General features: G+C 51.0%; 20 protein-coding genes. 12 read left to right on the top strand and 8 right to left on the bottom strand.

The window, feature by feature from the left end:
* Positions 1-95: 95 nt before the first annotated feature.
* The 6 genes from J4377_RS10110 to J4377_RS10090 all read left to right on the top strand — a co-directional run bounded on the left by J4377_RS10110 (position 96) and on the right by J4377_RS10090 (position 4,540).
* On the top strand, positions 96-614 hold the full coding sequence (locus tag J4377_RS10110; RefSeq protein ID WP_095603078.1) for a peptidylprolyl isomerase: 519 nt from the start codon (positions 96-98) through the stop codon (positions 612-614).
* Positions 615-840: 226 nt separating this feature from the next.
* Positions 841-966: a cytochrome c oxidase subunit CcoM gene (gene ccoM / locus J4377_RS18845; protein ID WP_267900570.1), complete on the top strand. Its 126-nt coding sequence runs from the start codon at positions 841-843 to the stop codon at positions 964-966.
* A 182-nt stretch (positions 967-1,148) separates the two neighbouring features.
* Positions 1,149-1,661, top strand: coding sequence for a hypothetical protein (locus tag J4377_RS10105; protein ID WP_120386848.1), 513 nt, complete (start codon positions 1,149-1,151; stop codon positions 1,659-1,661).
* Positions 1,662-1,759: 98 nt separating this feature from the next.
* On the top strand, positions 1,760-2,815 hold the full coding sequence (locus J4377_RS10100) for a diguanylate cyclase (protein WP_095603076.1): 1,056 nt from the start codon (positions 1,760-1,762) through the stop codon (positions 2,813-2,815).
* Positions 2,816-3,033: 218 nt separating this feature from the next.
* Positions 3,034-3,267, top strand: a complete 234-nt coding sequence (locus tag J4377_RS10095; RefSeq protein WP_176472081.1) for a hypothetical protein — start codon at positions 3,034-3,036, stop codon at positions 3,265-3,267.
* A gap of 49 nt (positions 3,268-3,316) precedes the next feature.
* Positions 3,317-4,540, top strand: a complete 1,224-nt coding sequence (locus J4377_RS10090; protein WP_120386851.1) for a PqqD family protein — start codon at positions 3,317-3,319, stop codon at positions 4,538-4,540.
* A 93-nt stretch (positions 4,541-4,633) separates the two neighbouring features.
* Here the strand turns inward: J4377_RS10090 and J4377_RS10085 are convergent, their stop codons facing one another.
* Positions 4,634-6,364 carry a proline--tRNA ligase gene (locus J4377_RS10085; RefSeq protein WP_120386852.1) on the bottom strand — a complete coding sequence of 577 codons (1,731 nt, stop codon included), beginning with the start codon at positions 6,362-6,364 and terminating at the stop codon, positions 4,634-4,636.
* A 243-nt stretch (positions 6,365-6,607) separates the two neighbouring features.
* Between J4377_RS10085 and J4377_RS10080 the strand changes: the two genes are divergently transcribed.
* Positions 6,608-7,042 (top strand): hypothetical protein, encoded by a 435-nt coding sequence (locus tag J4377_RS10080; RefSeq protein WP_038484981.1) that lies wholly within the window; start codon positions 6,608-6,610, stop codon positions 7,040-7,042.
* A 134-nt stretch (positions 7,043-7,176) separates the two neighbouring features.
* On the opposite strand, the gene J4377_RS10075 is transcribed toward J4377_RS10080, so the two are convergent.
* A complete protein-coding gene (locus J4377_RS10075; protein WP_095603071.1) occupies positions 7,177-8,385 on the bottom strand; it encodes a benzoate/H(+) symporter BenE family transporter in 1,209 nt (402 codons plus the stop codon).
* 151 nt (positions 8,386-8,536) lie between these two features.
* Between J4377_RS10075 and J4377_RS10070 the strand changes: the two genes are divergently transcribed.
* Complete coding sequence (locus J4377_RS10070; RefSeq protein ID WP_084183794.1) at positions 8,537-9,124, top strand: helix-turn-helix domain-containing protein; 588 nt, start codon at positions 8,537-8,539, stop codon at positions 9,122-9,124.
* Here the strand turns inward: J4377_RS10070 and nfo are convergent.
* Positions 9,094-10,014 (bottom strand): deoxyribonuclease IV, encoded by a 921-nt coding sequence (nfo, locus tag J4377_RS10065; protein ID WP_253485427.1) that lies wholly within the window; start codon positions 10,012-10,014, stop codon positions 9,094-9,096. The two genes, J4377_RS10070 and nfo, sit on opposite strands and share 31 nt — an antisense overlap.
* Positions 10,015-10,049: 35 nt before the next feature.
* Entirely contained in the window at positions 10,050-10,817 is a 768-nt protein-coding gene (locus tag J4377_RS10060; protein ID WP_095603069.1) for a glycerophosphodiester phosphodiesterase family protein, read from the bottom strand.
* Between the two features lie 179 nt (positions 10,818-10,996).
* Here J4377_RS10060 and J4377_RS10055 point away from each other — a divergent pair, with 179 nt between their 5' ends.
* The 4 genes from J4377_RS10055 to glpK all read left to right on the top strand — a co-directional run bounded on the left by J4377_RS10055 (position 10,997) and on the right by glpK (position 16,612).
* Positions 10,997-11,974, top strand: coding sequence for an NADPH:quinone reductase (locus J4377_RS10055; RefSeq protein WP_095603068.1), 978 nt, complete (start codon positions 10,997-10,999; stop codon positions 11,972-11,974).
* 250 nt (positions 11,975-12,224) lie between these two features.
* Complete coding sequence (locus tag J4377_RS10050; RefSeq protein WP_253485425.1) at positions 12,225-14,075, top strand: SLC13 family permease; 1,851 nt, start codon at positions 12,225-12,227, stop codon at positions 14,073-14,075.
* A 129-nt stretch (positions 14,076-14,204) separates the two neighbouring features.
* Positions 14,205-14,963 carry a DeoR/GlpR family transcriptional regulator gene (locus J4377_RS10045; protein WP_038484959.1) on the top strand — a complete coding sequence of 253 codons (759 nt, stop codon included), beginning with the start codon at positions 14,205-14,207 and terminating at the stop codon, positions 14,961-14,963.
* Positions 14,964-15,127: 164 nt separating this feature from the next.
* Complete coding sequence (gene glpK / locus J4377_RS10040; RefSeq protein WP_095603067.1) at positions 15,128-16,612, top strand: glycerol kinase GlpK; 1,485 nt, start codon at positions 15,128-15,130, stop codon at positions 16,610-16,612.
* A 76-nt stretch (positions 16,613-16,688) separates the two neighbouring features.
* Here the strand turns inward: glpK and J4377_RS10035 are convergent, their stop codons facing one another.
* From J4377_RS10035 to J4377_RS10020, 4 genes are all read right to left on the bottom strand, one after another.
* Positions 16,689-18,344 (bottom strand): glycerol-3-phosphate dehydrogenase/oxidase, encoded by a 1,656-nt coding sequence (locus J4377_RS10035; RefSeq protein ID WP_038484953.1) that lies wholly within the window; start codon positions 18,342-18,344, stop codon positions 16,689-16,691.
* Between the two features lie 169 nt (positions 18,345-18,513).
* Complete coding sequence (locus J4377_RS10030) at positions 18,514-20,253, bottom strand: ABC transporter substrate-binding protein (RefSeq protein ID WP_038484950.1); 1,740 nt, start codon at positions 20,251-20,253, stop codon at positions 18,514-18,516.
* A 94-nt stretch (positions 20,254-20,347) separates the two neighbouring features.
* Positions 20,348-20,620 (bottom strand): DUF2160 domain-containing protein, encoded by a 273-nt coding sequence (locus tag J4377_RS10025; RefSeq protein WP_038484947.1) that lies wholly within the window; start codon positions 20,618-20,620, stop codon positions 20,348-20,350.
* 15 nt (positions 20,621-20,635) lie between these two features.
* On the bottom strand, positions 20,636-21,532 hold the full coding sequence (locus tag J4377_RS10020; RefSeq protein ID WP_038484944.1) for a carbohydrate ABC transporter permease: 897 nt from the start codon (positions 21,530-21,532) through the stop codon (positions 20,636-20,638).
* Position 21,533: the final 1 nt, after the last annotated feature.

The following is a 21,533-nucleotide window of genomic DNA, read 5'->3' as shown; positions in this document are numbered from 1 at the left end:
AAACGTCTGCATCGAGGCCCGCTAAAAACCGCTCAGTGGTAGACTAGGCCTGATATCCATGACAAAGCCGATAGCTTACCGGAGAGGAGTTTTCAATGTCGATTACAGCCCATCAAGTAGTCACTTTACACTACGTGTTAAGCGATGTGCTTAGCGATGGCAGTACCCGCGTGCTAGATGACTCCAACGCGCGTGATAAGCCCTTAGAGTACCTTCATGGACACGATAATATTTTGCCCGGTTTAGAGAGTGCTCTGGAAGATAAAGCCGCTGGAGATGAGCTGCGTGTCACGCTTGCGCCTGCTGATGCCTACGGCATCCGTAATGAAGACTTGGTGCAACAAGTGAGTCGTGCCTCATTTGGCAGCGCAGCACTTGAACCAGGTAGCCGTTTCCAAACAGAAGGTGAAGCAGGCCCGCAAATTGTCACGGTGATGAGTATTGATGGGGACATGGTAACGGTCGATACAAATCATCCGCTGGCAGGCCACACGCTTCGCTATCAAGTCAACGTGCTGGATGTGCGTGATGCAACCCGTGCAGAGCTGGCGAAAGGCCACCCTCTACCGCCGGGAACCGAACACAGCAAAGTAGAAGATCGAAAAGTGCTTTAGCTGCAAGTTTTAAGGGCTGCAAGTTTTACAGGCTTTAGATCTTCGGCGTGCTCAAAATTGACAGCGTATTTTAATGCTGAAGCGTATTTTGAGCGTTAAAAACTGACCCATATCAAGTTCCTGACAGGCCGCAAATAACCCCGCTGAAAAGCTTGACCCAGGTCAGCTTCCTGCCGCGATTAACGCACTAGGATGGTGTCATACATCACGGCAGGAGGGGATCACCATGTACTGGGATGATGCTGTTATTTTCGGTCTAGTTACTGTCGCGTTAATGATTGCTTTTATGATTGGTTGGGTAGGTTTTATTGTACGCGACCACCTCCGTAAGGATGAACGTAAAAAGCATTAACGCCGTTGTGGTGACCGTCGTCAGGGGAGGGAGCTTGCTTTTAACAACGAGCTTCCTGTTGCCGGCCCATTTGGGCCGGCTTTTTTTGTTGATTAAAAACTGTTTCCGAGTATTCGCATTAACCGTCTGGTAAAGTATCTGGCAGCACAATAAGGCATTGTACCGCTAGGAAGCCATTTGCCATGAATGCTGTTAATTTAATCGTTGTCATACGCTGTTGCGCTTATCATTATCCCAAAGCCATTGTTGCCTGCATCCTACTATTACTTAGCTGGCTATCAATGCCGGTCTATGCTCAGGCATTAAGCGTAATTAATGGTGAGAAAACCACAGCGCTCTCTCTTAACGAGTTGCGTCAACAGTCTACGATTACCTTGTCAATATTTGATCCTTTTCAAGGGCGAGAAGTAGATATGCACGGACTTGAGTTCCGTCGCTTTCTAATTAATCAGTTTGGTGAAGTTCCCCCCGCATTGCACTTTACGACATGGGATGATTACGAAGTGACGTTAGGTGGCTGGGATGATCCCAAGTGGTTAATGGTTACGGAAGAGGATGGAGAGCTACTCACATTGCGTTCGCGAGGGCCATTGCGGCTGGTTGATCAGGCTTATAATGATCAGCGTGATATCAAAAATTTACGTGAATTCAATGACTGGATATGGATGATTCGAAGTATTGAGGCCCGTTGGTGATCACTAAGCCGCCCCCTTCTCCACCTGCCGTACCACTGCCACCACCCGCTCCTTTAGCGAGGAAGCGCCGCTATGTAACGTGGTTATCATTGAGCCTCATGAGTTTTATGGCATTGATGGTGGTTATTGTTTATGAGGCGCGCTGGGTATATCCCGAAATACAGGCTTACTTCAGCCAAACAGGCAATTTGACAGGGCAGCAATTGGCCACCAGGTCACGGGGATATTTACAGCTTGCCCAGCAACATTTGTTAGGCAAACAGCCCTTTGATGATGAACAACGACAAATGGTTAGGCTTAATCTCGATCTTGCCTATGGGCTAATTGATGTCGAGGTATATCGTCAAAGGTACAGCTGTACCCAGCCGAGTTTACAAACCCTCAATTTACTAACAGAGCGCCTTAAAGAAAATGCCGTGACGCCGTTTGATGCCGCAGCTGAATTGTTGGGTCCAATTGATTGTTTAACAAACATTGAGATGAACCAGCTCGACCTGCGTGGTATGGCAATTAATGAGTTTTCTGAAAACACCCGGCGGCATAATCAGATTCTCACCTATTCGAGTATGGTGATTTTTGCACTAGGGTTGCTGTTTTGGGGAATGCATGAGCGTCAGTTGCGGCGTACAGAGCGCGCTACTAAGCAAACCCTAGCCTGGATGCAGCATGCGATGCGCGATCCGCTGACGGGGATAGGTAACCGCAGTGCGCTTCATCAGGATGTCGCTGCCAAAAAAGGGGCTGCGCTTGCTTTGATCTTGGTCGATATCGACTTCTTTAAGCAGTACAACGATTCATTGGGGCATCCAGAGGGTGATCAACTGTTACGGCGCCTAGCCAGTCTATTGAAATATGTACTTGGAGCAAAAGCAAAACTGTACCGATTAGGCGGGGATGAGTTTGCCGCAGTATTGCCTTGTGATAATGACGCGTTATTGATTGGCTACTGTGATCAATTGACGTCTGTTTTAGAGCAGGCTGATTTCAAACACCCTGCGCATCCGCATAATGAAAGGGTCACCTTGAGTATTGGGGCAGTGCGCTTTACCGCAGGGGAAGCCACCTTTCCAGATGCCTACAAAGCTGCTGATAAGGCGCTTTACCGAGTAAAGAGCGCAGGCCGTAATGATTGGCAAATTACTGCAGCTGCATAATGTTTTCACAAAACGCTGAAGTATAGTTAAAAAAAGTAAACAATGGGAAAGTGACGCTCAGTCAGTGGTTTGATGTGTACTTCGGGGCTAGGATTGTTTTTAAAACAGTGTTTCATAACCTTTCTAGCGATTAATCCGGAGTGCTGATATGAGCAATGAAGCCGATTCCCTGCTGAATAAACGGCGTTCACGCCGACAAGTGTTAGCAAGTTTAGGCCTTGGCGCCGCTGCACTTTACGTTGCCCCTACGCTGTTTTCCATGGGGCAAGCTGAAGCGCGCGAACATCACCATTCCCGTTCACGTTACTCGCGGCCCAGCTATTCAAGGCCCCGTTATTCAAGACCCAGCTATTCAAGACCCCGTTATTCTAAACCCAGCCATTCACGTCCCCATTATTCACGTCCTTCCTACGCTCGCCCACAGCGCTCCCGTTGGGATGGAGACGCTGTGATTGAAATTCGCATAAGCCGCTTATTACCTCGCTGGTATGGGTAGGTGCCATGTCTACTACATCGATTGCTGTCGATTATGCGCTGGAAAATGTTGGTCCTTGCATACGCTTGATTGATGCAGAGGACCTACTGCCAGTGATTCATCAAGCCATGCCAGGTTGGCGGCTAACGCCCTGTGAGGCTCAACAGCACGCACCCTCTATTTGTGTTTGGCGTCATCCTAATGGTTACTGGCAGGAAGCGCCGGCCCTGCCGGGAGGCATGTTATTAGATACACCGGCAGGAACCGCATGTAGCGTGATTGCTGATTTAGCGGGGGCTTATCTTCGACATCATCCTGAGCATATTGGGCTTCACTGTGGGGCGGTAGAGGTTAATCAACAGCTAGTAATATTTCCGGATAGTCATCGAGCTGGTAAAAGCACGCTCACGGCGGCGTTCGCCGCGGCTGGTTATCGGGTGTTTGGCGATGATGTGCTGGCACTCACTAGCTGTGGTGAAGGGATAGCGCTGGGCGTTGCACCTAGATTGCGTTTGCCGTTGCCAGAGACCCTTGCGCCGGAGTTTCATAAGTTTGTTGCCAACCACCTAGGGCTTCATGATGATCGCTATGGCTATCTGGCGTTAGGCGAGCAGCAACTGGCATCGCATGGGATGCGTTGTCCGCTAGGCGCCGTACTGCTTATTGAGCGCGATGAATTGCTCAGTGAGCTACAGCTGGTTCGTCTGCAGCCGGGAGATGGGTTGTGGCAGTTGTTGCAGCAGAATTTCGCTGAGCATGAGTCGGATCAAACGTTGATTGAGCGCTTTTTGCCCCTCTTAAAAGATTTACCGTGTTTTTTAATGCGTTACCGAGATGCTTACGAAGCGGCAACATGGCTGGCAACTGAGATAGATAGCGATGGGTTTCTTGACGGTGCTGTGGCGACGAATCCGTGTCGTCGTCAAACTGAGCCGGAGGCGTTCAAACAGAGTCAGGTGCTGGCAGCAAACGACGCGCGCAGGTGGCAAATCAGTCCGGTGGCTCACGAGTTTCCACTGGGTGAAGAGCTGTTCGTCATTGCTAAAGAGGGCGGCGAAATTCATCGTTTGAATGTGACGAGTAGAGCCGTGTGGGTACTGCTGCAGCATGAGGCTCTATGCCAAGATGAAATTATTGATACCTTGATGGCTTTTTTTGTTGGCGCTAGCAGGCAAAGTGTCAAGCGAGATATCTGCCAGTTATTGGGCCAATTAGTCAGCCTGGGATTAGTTCAGCCTTTCACCGATTAGCACTGGCACTGGCGAGGCAACCTAACTGATGATGCCTGCCAGTGTCTCTTTTATTGGCCACGATGCAGTTCTAGTCGTGGCCGTTATAAACGGTTATGCGCTGATCAGTCCGGCTTTTTCGCGTAGGAAATCAACAATTGTGTCAGCAGGAACCATGGTGGCTTCGCTGTCCCTGCGGCCTTTGTATTCCAGTTCGCCGTTATCCAAGCCACGATCACCAATCACTAAACGGTGAGGCACACCCATAAGCTCCAGGTCAGCAAACTTGACGCCGGGACGCGTGTCGCGGTCATCAAGCAGTACATCTAAGCCTGCGGCTGTTAGCGCTTGATAGAGACGTTCGGACTCTTCGCGCACACGTTGTGATTTGTGGGCATTCATCGGCACCAATGCCACTTGGAACGGTGCGATAGCGTTTGGCCAGATAATGCCTGAATCATCGTGGTTTTGCTCAATGGCAGCAGCGACCACGCGGGTAACACCGATACCATAGCAGCCCATCCACGGATGGCTGGTTTTGCCGTTGTCGCCCAGCACCGTCGCGTTCATTGCTTCGGAGTACTTTTGTCCAAGCTGGAAGACATGGCCCACTTCAATGCCGCGCTTGATAGACAGCGTGCCTTTGCCGTCTGGCGAAGGGTCACCTTCGACAACGTTACGTAGATCGGCAACTTGGGGCAGCGCCACGTCACGCTCCCAGTTAATACCGAAATAGTGCTTGCCATCAATGTTTGCACCCGCACCAAAGTCACTCATAAGCGCCACGCTGTGATCAATAATGATCGGCATGTTTAGACCAACTGGACCAAGTGAGCCTGGGCCAGCGCCAACCACGGCGCGGATTTCTTCTTCGTTTGCCATGGTAAGTGGGGCGGCTACCTGGGGCAGGTTTTCAGCTTTGACTTCATTAAGCTCATGGTCACCACGGATTAGCAGGGCAATCAAACCACCTTCAGCGGCATGCACCATCAGCGTTTTAATGGTTTTCTCAATCGGCAGGCCATGCTGCTCTACCAGGGCGGCAATTGTCTTAGCGTTGGGCGTATCGACCAGGTGCATCTCTTCGCTGGGGGCTGCACGCTCGGCGTTGCTGCCTAGCGGCGCGGGCAGAGCCTCAGCTTTTTCCATATTAGCGGCGTAATCGGAAGCATTGGAGAACACGATATCATCTTCGCCGGATTCTGCTAGCACGTGGAATTCGTGTGAACCCGTGCCGCCAATCGAGCCGTTATCAGCAATCACAGGACGGAAATCGAGACCCAGGCGGGTGAAGATGCGTGTATAGGCATCATACATCGTCTGGTAAGTCTCTTTGAGGGAGGCTTCGTCCAGGTGGAAGGAGTAAGCATCCTTCATAATGAATTCGCGAGAACGCATCACCCCAAAGCGCGGGCGAATCTCGTCACGGAACTTGGTTTGGATTTGGTAAAAATTAACCGGCAACTGCTTGTAGCTGGCAATCTCTTTGCGCACCAAATCGGTAATGACTTCTTCATGGGTCGGGCCTACGCAGTAGTCACGCTCGTGGCGATCTTTCAGGCGTAGTAGCTCCGGACCGTACTGCTCCCAACGGCCAGACTCTTGCCATAGGTCAGCAGGTTGCACGGCGGGCATTAATACTTCCTGAGCGCCGGCACGGTTCATCTCTTCGCGGACAATGGCTTCAACCTTACGCAGCGTGCGTAGGCCAAGCGGCAGCCACGTATAGAGGCCGGAGGTAAGACGACGGATCATACCGGCGCGCAGCATTAACTGGTGGCTGATGACTTCAGCGTCGGCCGGGGTTTCTTTTAATGTCGCAATCAATAATTGGCTGGCGCGCATGGGCGTGAGCATTCCTTGTTGGTAGGGGTGATGCTTAATCGTTTAGTAACGTAGCGCTTAAACTAGCGTTGAATGCGGCATTGTACGGCTAAGCGGGTATGGCGGCAAAATCCTACGTTAACAGCTTGGCGTGTGCTGGTAATCAAATGTGTTAAACTTGCCCAGTTTTGTGGCTCGATAGCAGTGGGCAAACAAGCGCATCTTCTTCAGCTATCGGTACGTTAGGACTTTGAGGGAACCTTCATGCAGCAAGCAGTACGCCGTTGGTTAACGGGGGCCGTTGTTGGTGTCTCCATTGTAACGTTAAGTGGTTGTGGGACGCTTTTTCATCCTGAACGTAAAGGACAAATGAGCGGTAATGTTGACCCCGTGGTGGCGATCGCCAATGGTGTCGGCTTACTGTTTTTTATTGTGCCAGGCGTTATCGCTTATGCCGTGGATTTCTCTAATGGCACTATCTACTTACCAAGTGCGAGCAGTGCGTCGGTAGATATTCACCACTTAGACGACGCTATGGATGTAGCTTCGCTGGAAAAGCTGCTGTCAGATAAAGCGGGACAGCCTGTTAGCTTGGAAAACGAATTATTGATGATGGAAGAAGTGGCCAGCCTGGATGAAGCGTTAGCCATGGTGCGGATGTCGGGCGTACTGGATGAAGAACGCCTCGCTACGATGTAATGCGTAATGGCCTCATATGTAGAGGCAGATAGCGCTGAACAGAAATAATAAAATGCCCCCAGTAGTGAACGCTCTGGGGGCATTTTTTATCGTATCGTTATTAAATAAATAGTTATTGTATGAATAACATACCGCTAATGATTTGGAGCCTTTGTCAGCTTTAGTACCACCAAGCCCGCCACAAGCCCCCAGAATGCACCGCCGATACCTAACAACGTGATGCCTGAGCCGGTTAGTAAAAAGGTAACAATGGCGGCATCTCGTTGCCCGCTATTTTCAAATGCATTCGCTAACCCACCGCTTAATGTGCCCAGTAACGCTATACCTGCCAGCGACATGACCAGGACGCTGGGAAGCGCATTGAAAACACCGGTAACTGTGCCCCCAAATATGCCCATCGCGATATAGAACACGCCCGCTGCAACGCCTGCGGTATAGCGTTTAAGAGGATTCGCATGGGCATCAGGCCCTATGCATACCGCTGCGCTAATGGCCGCCATATTGAGTGCATAGCCACCGAAGGGCGCAAGTAACAGCGTTGCGCCCCCTGTCCAACTAATGAGCGGCGAACTGTTTGGCTGATAACCTGCTGCCCGTAGCACGGCTACGCCAGGTAAATTTTGAGTCGCCATGGTAATGACAAACAGGGGGATTCCTATACTGATCAGCGTTGTCAGCGAAAAGGTAGGCGCAGTGAAAACTGGTACGGTAGGTGCTAACGGAATGCTGTGTACGTTAAGTTGACCCTGCCAAAGGGCAATAGCAATGCCGGTTAACAGTACGCCAGGCACTGCGAGCGTTGGCCATAGGCGCCGACCGGCTACCCAAGCGGCTAACATGGCCAGTGGTAGTAGCCATTGGCTTTCCATCACGTTGAACAGCTCTAAACCGAAGCGCAGCAGAATACCTGCCAGTAGGGCCGAGGCGATTGCGCTGGGGATATAGCGCATCAAGCGCTCGAATAACCCTGTTACGCCGCAGAGCGTAATGAGTAGCGCGGAGAAGAGGAAGGCACCGATCGCTTCATCAAGTGGAATGCCAGGAAGATTCGTCGCCAAAAACGCCGCGCCTGGCGTTGACCACGCTGTCAATAAAGGCATGCGGTAGCGCAGCGATAGTCCTATCGAGGTAATGCCCATGCCAATGCCCAACGCCCACAGCCAAGAGCTGATTTGCGCAGTGCTGGCGCCCGCTGCGGCTGCCGCCTGGAAAATGATTGCCGCTGAGCTTGTATAGCCGATAGTGACAGCAACGAAACCTGCTGTGACGGCCGAGAGGCTAATGTCTCGCCAGAAAGGAGTTCTATGGCTTCCTGTGGGCTGTAGGGTAGGTGGTGCCTCCATAGTGTTGCCTCGTTTACATTGGGTGGCGTGCGCTATAACGCACAATGCTGCAAGACTATCACTGTGCGTTATAGCGCACAATATTGGCATCGCCGGTGTTCATCGCTGTTCGGATAGGTAAACTACGACACTAAATTCTATGGAGAACCACATAGTGAGTGACCCTCATACCATTGCCGAACACATTGCGGGAACCGTTAAAAAGCTACGTAAAGATCGTGGTTGGAGCCTAGATCGCGCGGCGGGTGAAACGGGTGTGAGTAAAGCCATGTTGGGACAGATAGAGCGTGGTGAGTCTAGCCCTACCATCTCAACGCTGTGGAAGATCGCGAGTGGTTTTCGGGTGTCGTTTTCAACCCTGTTTGATGGTGACAAGCCTGCGTTAGGCGAACTACACAGAGATGGCTGGGAGTCCGTTTGGGGCGATGATAGCGCTGGGATGCAAGCGCGGCTGCTTTTCCCTTACGACCCGCTGCTGGGCTTTGAAATGTTTATGATTGAGCTAGCGCCAGGGGCGATCAGTGAGTCGTCTCCCCACGCCAGCGGTGTGGTAGAACACATCGTCGTTGTTGAAGGCGAGATGGAGCTGCGCATTGACGAGCGCTGGCAAACGCTACGAGTAGGCGAGGGGCTGCGTTTTTTTGCCGATCGCCCCCACGCCATGCGTAACAGCGCTACGACGCGGCTACGTTTTCACGATGTGATTCACTATTTGCCAGGCGCTGCTTCAGGCACTTGAGCACCGGGTACTTGAGCACCGGGTACTTGAGCACCGGGTACTTGAGCACCGGGTACTTGAGCACGTAGCCAGTTGATTTCATCAGCCCAAATGCCGGGTTCGACGGTTTCCAGAATCATCGGTATGTCATGAATGCGTTCGTCTCGCATGATCGTTGTGAACGCGTCCAGGCCGATATTGCCTTTACCCAGGCTGTGGTGGCGGTCTACACGGCTGGCGAAGGCACTCTTGGCATCGTTTAAATGCATACCGCGTAAATACTCAAAACCGACTACCTTGCCTAGCTCGTCCAACGTTGCTTTGGTGGCCTCGGCGGTACGTAGGTCATACCCTGCGGCGAAGGCGTGGCAGGTATCAATACAAACGCCAACACGGGTTTTATCATCGACGTGGGCAATAATTTCCGCTAAGTGCTCGAAGCGCCAACCGAGGTTGGTGCCTTGCCCGGCAGTGTTTTCAATCACTGCCGTAACACCTTGTGAGGCTAGTAATGCTTCGTTGATGGAGTCTGCAATGCGTTTCAGGCAATCGGCTTCGCTGATTTTGTTCAGATGACTGCCTGGGTGGAAGTTCAATAACGTGAGACCTAGTTGCTCGCAGCGCTGCATTTCGTCTAAAAACGCAGCGCGTGATTTTTCAAGCCCAGCGGTTTCCGGGTGGCCTAAGTTAATCAGGTAACTGTCGTGGGGTAAAATTTGTTCCGGGCCAAACCCGTGGGTTTGGCAGGCTCGTTTAAATGCAGCAATAGCCTCATCGGTCAGCGGTTTACCTTTCCACTGTCGCTGGTTTTTGGTGAACAGAGCAAAGCCATTTGCGCCGATTTCTACCGCACGGAACACTGCTTGATCCGCGCCACCCGCGGCGCTTACGTGGGCACCAAGATAGTGCATAGTCTTCCTTAGGTAGAATATTGATATTGACGAATTTAACCGTGTCGACGTCGATTATTCAAATAGCGTTGAAATGCTTCAGGCTCATCAGTGATCGCGCTGGCTATTCCCCAGCCCCAGCGGCTTTCAAAAGCGCTGGGGTCATTGGCGGTATAGCATAAAATTTCATAACCATCTCGGCGCATGGCAGCGGCCTGTGTGTGTTTTAAGCGCGGCCAATGAGGGTGAATACTAAAGGCGTCGATGGCTTCACACTGGTCACGCCAGGTTGGTGGTGTGCTGCCAAATAGTACGCCCAGCGCGAGGGCTTCTTTGGGTGCGAAGCGGCGGCATCGAGCTAATGCTCGGGCATCAAACGAGGACACAATCAGCCGTTCAGGGGGCAATGTTGCTAATACGATTGGTAATACGGTATCCACCAAGGCGATGGGGTCACGGCCTTTGTTTACCTTGATCTCTAAATTCACCCCCATATTGAGTTCGTTCAGCAGCGCTAGCATGGCCTCTAGACTGGCCATTTTTTCACCTGCAAACAAATCTCCAAACCAACTGCCGACGTCAAGCTGTTGTGCATGCTGCCACGTCAGGCTAGCAAGGTCGCCACGGCTATCGGAGCAGCGGCTAATATCGCTATCGTGCCAGATGACAGGGGTACCATCGCCCAGTAGTTGAACGTCTAATTCCACCCAAGTAGTGCCCACTTGATGAGCGGCGCGCACTGCCGTTAGGGTGTTTTCAGGTGCGGCGGCTGAGTATCCGCGATGGGCTATAAGCGTAGGCAAACAGATTGCTGGGTGCGTCATAGTCTGTCCGTTTTAGAGTAATCGATAAGCATTGTTATCAACATTTTCAGATAGTCTAGCATGAGTGCATGACAGCAATATGTCCTGTATGGCTGGCTAATCGCTTGATTTGAGACGCACAACGCGGTTGGATAGCCCGCTAATGTGTGTCCAGTAATTAATAATGGGAGTATGCCCAGATGTCTAAACGTATTCAGTTTTCAAAAACGGGCGATTCAGGTGTATTGGAGTGGGTCGACACAGCGCCTAAGGCACCCGGCAGCGGTGAAGTGCGTATTGCTAATAAAGCGGTGGGCCTGAATTTTATCGATATCTACTTTCGTACAGGGCTCTATCCTGCGCCATCTATGCCTTCTGGATTAGGCACTGAAGGTGCAGGGGTTGTCGACGCTGTGGGTGAAGGCGTTACCCATCTAAAAGAGGGTGACCGGGTAGCGTATGCACAAGGGCCATTGGGTGCCTATGCAGAGATGCATACATTGCCAGCGGCCAAGGTGATTAAGCTGCCGGACTTTATTGATTTTGAAACCGCTGCGGCCAGTATGCTGAAAGGGCTAACCGTGCAGTATCTGCTGCGTCAAACTTATGCGCTAAAGGGCGGTGAGACCATTCTTTTTCATGCCGCTGCTGGAGGCGTTGGCTCGATTGCCTGCCAGTGGGCCAAAGCGCTAGGCGTTAAACTGATTGGAACGGTTAGCTCAAAAGAGAAAGCCGACCTGGCGATGGCCAACGGTGCATGGGCAACGATCAACTACAGCGAAGAGAATGTGGTAGAGCGGGTACGTGAGCTAACCAATGGCGAAATGTGCGATGTGGTTTATGACTCCGTAGGAAAAGATACCTGGGAAATGTCGTTAGACTGCCTAAAGCCTCGTTCGCTAATGGTCAGCTTTGGTAATGCGTCTGGCCCAGTAGACGGGGTTAATATAGGTATTCTGAACCAAAAAGGCGCGCTCTTTGTAACCCGCCCAAGTTTGAACGGCTATGCGGATACCCGTGAACGCTTTGAAATGATGTGCGATGACTTTTTTGGCATGATCAAAAGCGGCAAGCTTCATATTGACGTAGCAAATCGTTACCCGCTTAAGGACGCTGGAAAGGCCCAAGATGCCCTGCAAAGCCGCAAAACAACTGGCTCGACGGTGCTACTTCCTTAATACGTTTACGCGCTTGGTTAAACGGCCACGCTTTGCCGCCATTTTTGGCAACATGGAGTGAGCTGTGTGGCTTAGTGGTCCTTTAACCACTTTTTATGAATGCCTGGCGTGGCTAGGCATTTTATTGGCCTAACGTTCTTTTGTTGCTCTGCTCTTCTAGGGCTATACGGCCGTATAGTCATCATCTACTGTGTTGCTAGTTATTTGGCACATCAGCCGAGCGTACCCAACACAAGGAGATGGACATCGCATGACAATGGAAAGCATCGGGCTTGCGCCCAGTACGCTGGTCTTTATCGTTTTGGGATTAACGCTTGCCGCTTTTATGTGGGGTCGATTTCGCTATGATCTCGTTGCGCTTGCGGCATTGCTTGGCTCGGTAATGCTTGGGCTTGTGCCTAGCGATGAGGCTTTTAAAGGCTTTGGGCATCCAGCCGTGATTACGGTGGCCGCGGTATTGGTCATTAGCCGAGGGTTTGAGCGCTCGGGCGTTGTCGATATCATCGCCAATCAAGTGCTCAAAGTAGGTGAACGGCTGCTACTACAATTACTCGTGTTGGTCGGCACGGTCGTGGTGCTTTCTGGGGTTATGAATAACGTAGGGGCACTGGCGTTACTGTTGCCCGTTGCCATGCGGCTTGCTCGAGAGCACAACACATCCCCGTCGCTGTTATTAATGCCGTTGGCGTTTGGTTCATTGCTGGGAGGCTTAACCACGCTGATTGGCACGCCACCCAACATCATTATTGCCACATACCGGGGTAATATCACCGGTGAAAACTTCGGTATGTTCAGCTTTACCCCGGTGGGGATTGCTGTTGCGTTAGCCGGTCTGGTGTTTATTGTGCTTGTGGGCTGGCGCTTAACGCCTAAGCGCAGTGGGCAGGCTTCAACCGAAGAAATGTTTGATACTGCTAATTATTTGGTTGAGCTAAAGGTCTCAGAAGAGTCAAAGGCTAATGGTCTGACACTCCAGCAACTACATGATGAGCTAGAAGAGACCATCCCAGTACTTGCCGTGGTACGGGAAGATAATCGCCGCGCAGGGTACTCATTTCATGGGGTGCTTCGAGAGGGGGACATTTTGCTGCTGGAAGCAGGGCCTGATGAGCTTAAGCTGCTGGAAGATAAAGTAGGGTTGAGCGCCATTGCGGAACCAGAAGAAGATGAAAAAGATAGCGATGAGGCCGGTAGTGAGAATGGGGCTTCACAACCGTCGGATGAGCGCCAGCCTGTCGATACGGAAGGTCTGCAACTGATTGAAGCGGTGGTGCGTAACGATTCAATGATGGTCAATCGAAGCGTACGCCAGCTGCGGTTAAATCAGCAGTTCGGCCTGCATTTAGTGGCGGTAGCTCGGGATGGGGGGCGTTTAAAGCAGCGTCTTCGAGATATTCGTTTTCAAACCGGTGATGTACTGCTGTTACAAGGTAGTGAAAATGAAATCGCCGATAGCTTAGCGACCCTTGGTTGTTTGCCGCTGGCTAATCGTGAGCTTCACTTAGGTCAACCGCGAAAATTGGCGTTGTCGATTGGTATTTTTGCCCTCGCCATTATTGCAATGCTGTTTGATCTTCTGCCTGCCGCTGTTGCCATGAGTAGCGCGGCGTTGATATCACTACTGATTGGTGTACTGCCGCTGAGAGAAGGTTACCAAGCCATTGATGGTCCCGTTATTGTTCTCTTGGCGGCTATGCTGCCGGTGGGAGAAGCGCTTGAAACGAGCGGTGGCGCTGAAATTATTGCTGATGCATTACTACGATTCGGCGTTGAGTGGCCCATTATTGTTTCATTGGCAGGGCTGTTTATGCTCTCGATGTTACTTTCCAACGTGGTCAATAACGCCGCAGCCGCGCTGTTGATGGCGCCTATTGCCGCCAGTCTTGCGAGTGGTTTTGATGTATCACTCGATCCCTTTTTAATGATAGTGGCCGTCAGTGCCTCATGTGCTTTTCTAACGCCGATAGGACACCAGTCCAATACGCTAGTGTTAGGCCCGGGCGGCTATCAATTTGGTGATTATTGGAAGCTCGGCCTTCCACTTTCGTTAGTAGTGATGGTAGTCGCTATTCCTGCCATTTTATGGGCCTGGCCGCTCTAATGGAGCAGGTACTTAGCGAGAAAATGGGGAAGGCCCAATGTTCGTATTATTGAATTTCGAAAATTTGCTACTCTACAGCCCATAGAGAACAGCACTTATACACCAATAAATAACGAACAGGCCGGGCTTATGAACCAACAGTTTCGCCAAGATGCTATCGTCGAGTTAGTACGCCAGCATGGCTATATGAGCATTGAGCAGCTGACCGATCACTTTGCAGTGACGCCACAAACCATTCGGCGTGATTTAAATACGCTAGCAAACGAAGGGCGGGTTCGTCGTGTGCATGGCGGTGTAGGAATAGAGTCGAGCACTGTTAATACCGCCTACAGCACGCGTAAAACGCTACATTTAGAAGAGAAAGAGCGGATTGCTCACTGCTTGGCGCAGCAAATTCCTCATCACTCCTCACTGTTTATTAATATCGGTACCAGTAACGAGGTGATCGCCCAGGCGTTGCTTGAACACCAGGGCTTAGAAATCATTACCAATAATCTGAACGTGGCCGCCATTCTTCAGCACAAAGAGGACTTCACGGTGATTATTGCTGGCGGGCAAGTTCGCTCTCGCGATGGCGGTATTATCGGCGAAGCCACTATCGATTTTATCAATCAATTTAAAGTGGATTACGGAATCATCGGGATCAGCGGTATTGATGAGGATGGCTCGCTCCTTGAATTTGATTACCAGGAAGTACGCGTTGCTCAAGCGATTATTGCCAATTCGCGACGCATTTATCTCGCCGCAGATTACTCAAAATTTCATCGTAATCCGGTAGTGCGCCAAGGGAATATTTCCCAGCTTGATGCTCTGTTCACTGATCGGAAGCCTCCTGAATCGATTCTGCAGCTGTTATCGCAGCACGGTGTCGCATTGCATATCGCTTAAGCATGATGCGTAAGCTACGGCAGAAGATGGCCACCGACGAGTTTAAGAGCGAAGGAGAGTAGTTTCATACTTGAGCATTTGGGGCGTCTAGAGTAGCCTTGGATGATAATAAAGCGAAACAAAACACACAAAACCGAAAGAACCTACAACAAAGTGAACGTGATATGTCCTCCTTTATTCTCGCCATCGATCAAGGTACGACCAGCTCGCGCGCCATTTTATTTGACCGCCAAGGCCAAATAGAGGCGGTTGCCCAACAGGAATTTCCCCAGCACTTCCCTCAAGATGGGTGGATAGAGCATGATCCCGAAAATATTTGGGAGACTGTCCTCGCCACCTGTCGTGAGGTATTAGATAAGGCGAATATTTCGCCAGAGCAGATTGATGGAATTGGCATTACTAACCAACGTGAAACCACGGTGGTGTGGGATAGAGTGACGGGTAAGCCGCTCTATAATGCGATTGTCTGGCAGGATCGGCGGACCTCTGAACTTTGTCAAACACTCCGTGACCAAGGGCATACAGAGGCAGTACAAGCGAAGACAGGCCTCTTAATAGACCCCTATTTCTCTGCCACCAAGCTCGCCTGGATACTCGATAATGTAGCAGGGGCCCGCGAGCGTGCGCAGCGTGGTGAGCTACTCTTTGGCACTATCGATACCTTTTTGATTTGGCGATTAACGAATGGCAAGCAACACGTCACTGATGCTACCAACGCATCGCGAACAGCCATTTTTAATATCCATAATCAAACATGGGACGATGAGCTGTTAGCGTTGTTTAACGTTCCTGCCAACATGCTGCCCGAGGTAAAAGATTCCAGCGATGATTTTGGCACCACTGACGCAGATTGGTTAGGGGCGTCTATCCCTATTGCGGGTGTGGCAGGGGATCAGCAGGCCGCGTTAGTGGGGCAAGCGTGCTTTCAGCCAGGAATGGGTAAAAGCACCTATGGCACCGGATGTTTTATGATCGTTAACACTGGGGATACACCCTCGGTATCACGAAATCGCCTGCTAACCACCATTGGTTACCGAATTAATGGCAAGCCGACCTATGCGATGGAAGGCAGTATTTTTGTTGCTGGAGCGACTGTGCAGTGGCTACGCGATGGGTTGAACCTGTTTGCAGATGCGTCAGAAACAGAGGCGCTTGCTAAAGAAACCCGTAGCGGACATAGCGTTTACTTGGTACCGGCCTTTACTGGCTTGGGCGCGCCCCATTGGGACCCTAAAGCGCGAGGCGCCATTTTTGGCCTCACCCGGGATACCGGTATTGCCGAAATCGTTGCGGCGGGGCTCCAGGCGGTGTGTTACCAGACCCGTGACCTTCAGCACTGTATGAACGACGATATGGAAGCCACGCCCGGTAACCTACGTGTCGATGGTGGCATGGTGAAAAACAGCTGGGTGATGCAGTTTTTAGCCGATATGCTCGATGTCCAGGTGGATAGACCGACTATTCTTGAAACGACAGCGCTTGGAGCTGCTTATTTGGCAGGCTTGCGTTTGGGTTGGTATGACACGCTTGAAGAAATTGAGCAACTCTGGCGTTGCGAAAAGAGCTTTACACCTAAAATGCCAGAATCGACTCGGGAGGAGTTGTACCAGGGTTGGCTAGATGCCGTGAATCGCGTGCGTTGTAATTAACAACCGTTTATTGGCTACTTCAATATGCAAAAGCCGCTATCGATGATAGCGGCTTTTTAATGTTGTTGATGGTTAATCAGTGAGTGTTCTGTGGCTCTGCTTGTGCAACGAAAGGCTGTGAGGTGTCACGATTTTCAGCAAAGTAGGTAGCAAAGCGCTCTTCCGCTTGGTCTCCGAATAGGACACGACAAGCTTCTTTCAGCCCCTTAGAGTGGCGCAGCTGTTCATGATGAACAACCAGTGACACTTTGGCTCTTCGGCGCAGGAAGTCTTCCAGTTGCGTAATCATTTCGTGGTCTCGGGCATGCTCTAGTTCGCAGCGAATATATTCGGTACCTTCAATGAGAATATCGGCTTCCGCAGGATCCTGACGAATTTTTTCCAGCATTTGCATGGCCTGTTCTGCATAACGCCGCCACAGCCGGGAAGAGAGCGGCTCGGTAGACGTCGGTGCGGTCATCGCATCTAGATTCATCCGTTTAGCTTGGTCCATAAACTGCTGTTTAACAGGCTCTGGTGGCTCACCGTACCAGCGATAGTTGATATCGCTGAGATTGACACCTAGGCGGACCACTTCTTCTGCGATTTCATCACCTACATTCAAGCAGTCGGTTAATTTACCGCCAAAAATACTAATGTGGGCGCTATCCGCATTGGTATCGATGACATGTTTACGCGACAGCTGGAGAAAATCGCGATCGTTACCTTGATCCGCTTTGATAGCCAGCGGCCGAACACCACAGCGTGTTGAAATAATATCGTCTTGGGTAAGCGGCTTTTCTAACGTTAGGCGCTTATTGATATTTTCCAATACAAATTCAATATCTTCAGCGGTGACATCTACCTCTGGATGTTCCATATGTGTATCAGTCGTGCCGATGCAGGTGCGATTCCCCATGGGAATAACAAAAAACAGTCGTCCATCGTCGGCAAAAAACGCCAGTACCCGTTTAGTTTCCGTCAATTGCGGAACAATCAGATGAATGCCTTTTGAGTAAAGATGTTGATGGGTGGTTTTCTCGCCGGTAAGTGCGTTGTGCTGATCTACCCAGGGGCCAGCAGCATTAATTAATACTTTGGAACGGATATTAAACGTGCTGCCATCCATGACATTGCGCGCTTTCGTTACCCAGTGCTGTCCTTCACGTTCAGCACCAAGCGACTCAACATAATTGGCTGCAATTGCCCCATAGTTAAGCGAATGGCGAACAAAGTTAAATACAAATCGGGCATCGTTATCGTGTAAGTAGGCATCTGAGTATTCAAACCCACCGACTGAGCCTTCGATATCAATAATGGGTTCTTCTTGCTTAATGTTCTTGGGAGATAGTAAGCGGGGCAGCTTAGTAAACCCGTTTCCCATCAGCCAGTAGAGCCAGGTGCCTGCCCACAAATACCAGGGTGAATGGCGGAAACCTTTGCTGATGGTAGTAAGAAAGCGAATTTCCTGAACGGTAGATGGGTAACTTTTAATCAAGTGATTACGGCTTTTGCACAACTTGCGTACTAATGCGAAATCCTTGCTTTCCATATACTTAATGCCTCCCCAAACTAAGTTGGAGGAGTGCATACTGGTGCTTCCCGCAAAATCACCGCGGTCTATTAAGGCGACTTTAGCGCCTTTGCCTGCAAGCGCGGCTGCAGTTGCTGCGCCGTTAATGCCGCCACCGATGATTAGTGCGTCAAAGTCGTCAGTGTGCAATTTCTCGATATTCCGGTTACGCAGTTTCATAGCGGTTCCAATTAACAAAGAAAAAGCCCCGTGTTTAGGTAGCGGTTTCAACATGACAACAAAGCAATAAGCCTATGTAGACCAGCGAGCCCTGCTGTTATTTGCTCGCCGCTGATGAAACCTAGTTTTTGAGCCTTAATAGGGCGGGCCGAAGCCCGCCCTAACTGGATTAGCGGGTACCCGCTTCCATCCAGGCTTCCATCATTTCATCGTAAGGAACGGTCGTTCCTTGCGGCATTTCATCATCAAGCTTTTGCTTAGGAGAGCCTTCTTGATCCAGCCAGTATTGCGGGTCGCGCTCTTCGTTAAGCACTGGGGCGTAGCTATCGAAGACGTTCGCGCGAGCTAAGCGGTGCATGGTGTTATCCATATCTGCCGCCAGCTTATCCAAGCCCTCTTGAGGGGTAACTTCGCCACTCATTACCGGCGCTAGGTTTTGCCACCACAACGGTGCCATGCGCGGATAATCGGGTACGTTGGTACCTGTAGGCGTCCAGTTGGATTCGTTGGGGCTGCGGTAGAACTCAACCAAACCACCAAGCTTGGGTGCCATTTCGGTCATCTGCTCAGAGAAAATGTCAGATTCACGAATCGGCGTTAGGCCAGCCATCAGTTTTTCAAGAGAGGTAGTTTTAGCTACCGTAAACTGGGCAAATAGCCAAGCAGCGGTTCGACGGTCTTCGGGTGTGGAGTCAAAGAACGTCCATGCACCTACATCCTGATAGCCCACTTTCATGCCTTCTTCCCAGTAAGGGCCGGTAGGGGAAGGTGCCATGCGCCAAAGTGGATTGCCTTCATCGTCGGTCACAGCCACGGCAGGATCGGTCATGTCTGCTGTGAAGGCGGTGTACCAGAAAATTTGCTGAGCAATATGACCTTGAGCAGGCACAGGACCCGCTTCACCAAAGGTCATGCCCTGTGCTTCAGGCGGAGCGAAGTCACGTAGCCAATCAACGGCTTTCTGCATGGCAAAGACAGACGCTGGCGAGTTGGTTGCACCGCCACGACTAACGCTGGCACCTACCGGCTGGCTATCTTCGTTAACGCGAATACCCCAGTCATCGACTGGATTACCTGATGGTACGCCCGGGCTACCCATACCGGCCATTGAGAGCCAGGAGTCGTGGAAGCGCCAGCCAAGCGACGGATCACGACGGCCGTAGTCCATGTGGCCATAGACGGTAGTGCCGTCGATTTCACCAACATGTTCGGTAAAGAACTCGGCAATATCTTGATAAGCCGTCCAGTTGGTGGGTACCCCAAGATCATAGCCATAGATTTCACGGAACTGATCTTGCAGGTCTTCGCGCTGGAACCAGTCATAACGGAACCAGTAAAGGTTGGCGAACTGCTGAGTGGGTAGTTGATATAGGCTGCCATCGGGGCCAGTGCCGTACTGCAAGCCAATGAAGTCGTCTAGGTCCAGCGTTGGAAGTGTGTAGTCAGCCCATTCGTTTTCCATCGCCTCGGTGAGGTTGATGGTGGTGCCGTAACGAATGTGCGTGCCGATAGCGTCGGTGTCATTAACAAAACCGTCGTAGATGCTGTTGCCTGATTGCATCTGATTTTGCATCGTATCAACGACGTCGCCTTCGCCGATAATATTATGAGTAAGGTTGATACCGGTTAACTCACTGAATGCTTCTGCCAGCACTTCACTTTCATAGACGTGAGTGGTCAAGCCTTCTGCGACAGTTTGAATATCCATACCGCGGAAAGGCTCAGCTGCTTTTGCAAACCACAGAAGTTCTTCGATTTGCTCTTCACGACTCAAGGTAGAGTTTTGGAAGTGTTCGTCGACCAAGCGCTCCGCGATTGCCCGCGCATCGTGATCGTCTGCCATCAGTGTCCCCGATGCGAGCATGAGGCTGGCGGCGAGGGTAGTAAGTTTGAACTTGTTGTTGCGCATATTGACCTCGTTTTGTTGTGCTCTTCCCTGATATCTTGAGCGTCCTTGATACTGCCGTACTTAACGCCAGGGTTTTCCTGGAATTGCTGATTGGCTAACCCCAGCGCATTAACACCAGCAGCCATACCGCTGAAAGTGCTAGTGCAATCCAAATTGAAAGCGACGTGAACCCAATGAAGCCCAAGTGAATAAACGCGGCAGACAGCAAGCCGATAAACAGCCGATCACCGCGGGTGGTGCTAATGGGTAAAAATCCCTTTCTTTCAATGCTTGGCGAGCGTAGTTCCCAGATCGTCATGCCAGCTAGCATGGCCGCAATGGAAGAAAAGAAAATAGCCGTCGGTAAAGTCCATACCATCCAGGACATAAGGTTTCCTCCTACTCAGGTGCGGCCCAGGGCAAAGCCCTTGGCGATATGGTTGCGTACGAAGTAAACCACCAGAATGCCGGGAACAATGGTCAACATACCGGCGGCAGCAAGGGTGCCCCAGTCGATACCTGATGCCGTCGAGGTTCTGGTCATGATCATGCCGATTGGCTGAGCGTCTGTAGACGTCAGTGTGCGTGCCAGCAGCAGTTCAACCCACGAAAACATGAACAGGAAGAAAAGCACCACACCAATGCCAGAACTGATCATGGGAATGAAGATCTTGATGAAGAACTTGGGAAAGCTGTAGCCGTCGATATAGGCGGTTTCGTCGATTTCCTTAGGCACGCTGCTCATAAAGCCTTCTAGAATCCAGATGGCCAGCGGAATATTGAATAGGCAGTGAGCTAGCGCTACGGCGATGTGCGTATCGAATAAGCCGACCGAGTAATAAAGCTGGAAGTAGGGCAGCAAAAATACTGCGGGTGGCGCCATCAAGTTGGTTAATAGCCAGAAGAACAGGTGCTTATCACCGATGAACTTGTAACGGCTGAAGGCATAGGCGGCCGGAAGTGCCACTAACATGGTGATAACCATATTCATCACCACATACATGATGGAGTTGACGTACCCCATGTACCAGCTTGGGTTAGTGAAGATGCCGATGTAGTTGTCAAAGGTCAGGTTTTGCGGCCACAGCGTCATCGACCCGAGGATCTCGCTGTTAGTCTGCAGCGACATATTGAGCAGCCAATAAAGGGGCAGTATCAGCAGCACGATATAGGTGCCAAGCAGAAGCCGCTTTCTCAGCCGAGAGCGTGAGTGGCGCTTGCGTCGCTCAGCTGCTGGCACCTTACTGAAAATAGTGTTGTATTTTTCACCCTGCTGGGTATTTTCAAGTTGGTAAGACATC

Source organism: Halomonas sp. XH26 (genome assembly GCF_024138895.1).
Lineage (GTDB): Bacteria > Pseudomonadota > Gammaproteobacteria > Pseudomonadales > Halomonadaceae > Vreelandella > Vreelandella alkaliphila.
Note: the sequence above shows the minus strand (reverse complement) of the source record. Positions and strands in the feature narration are given on the sequence as shown.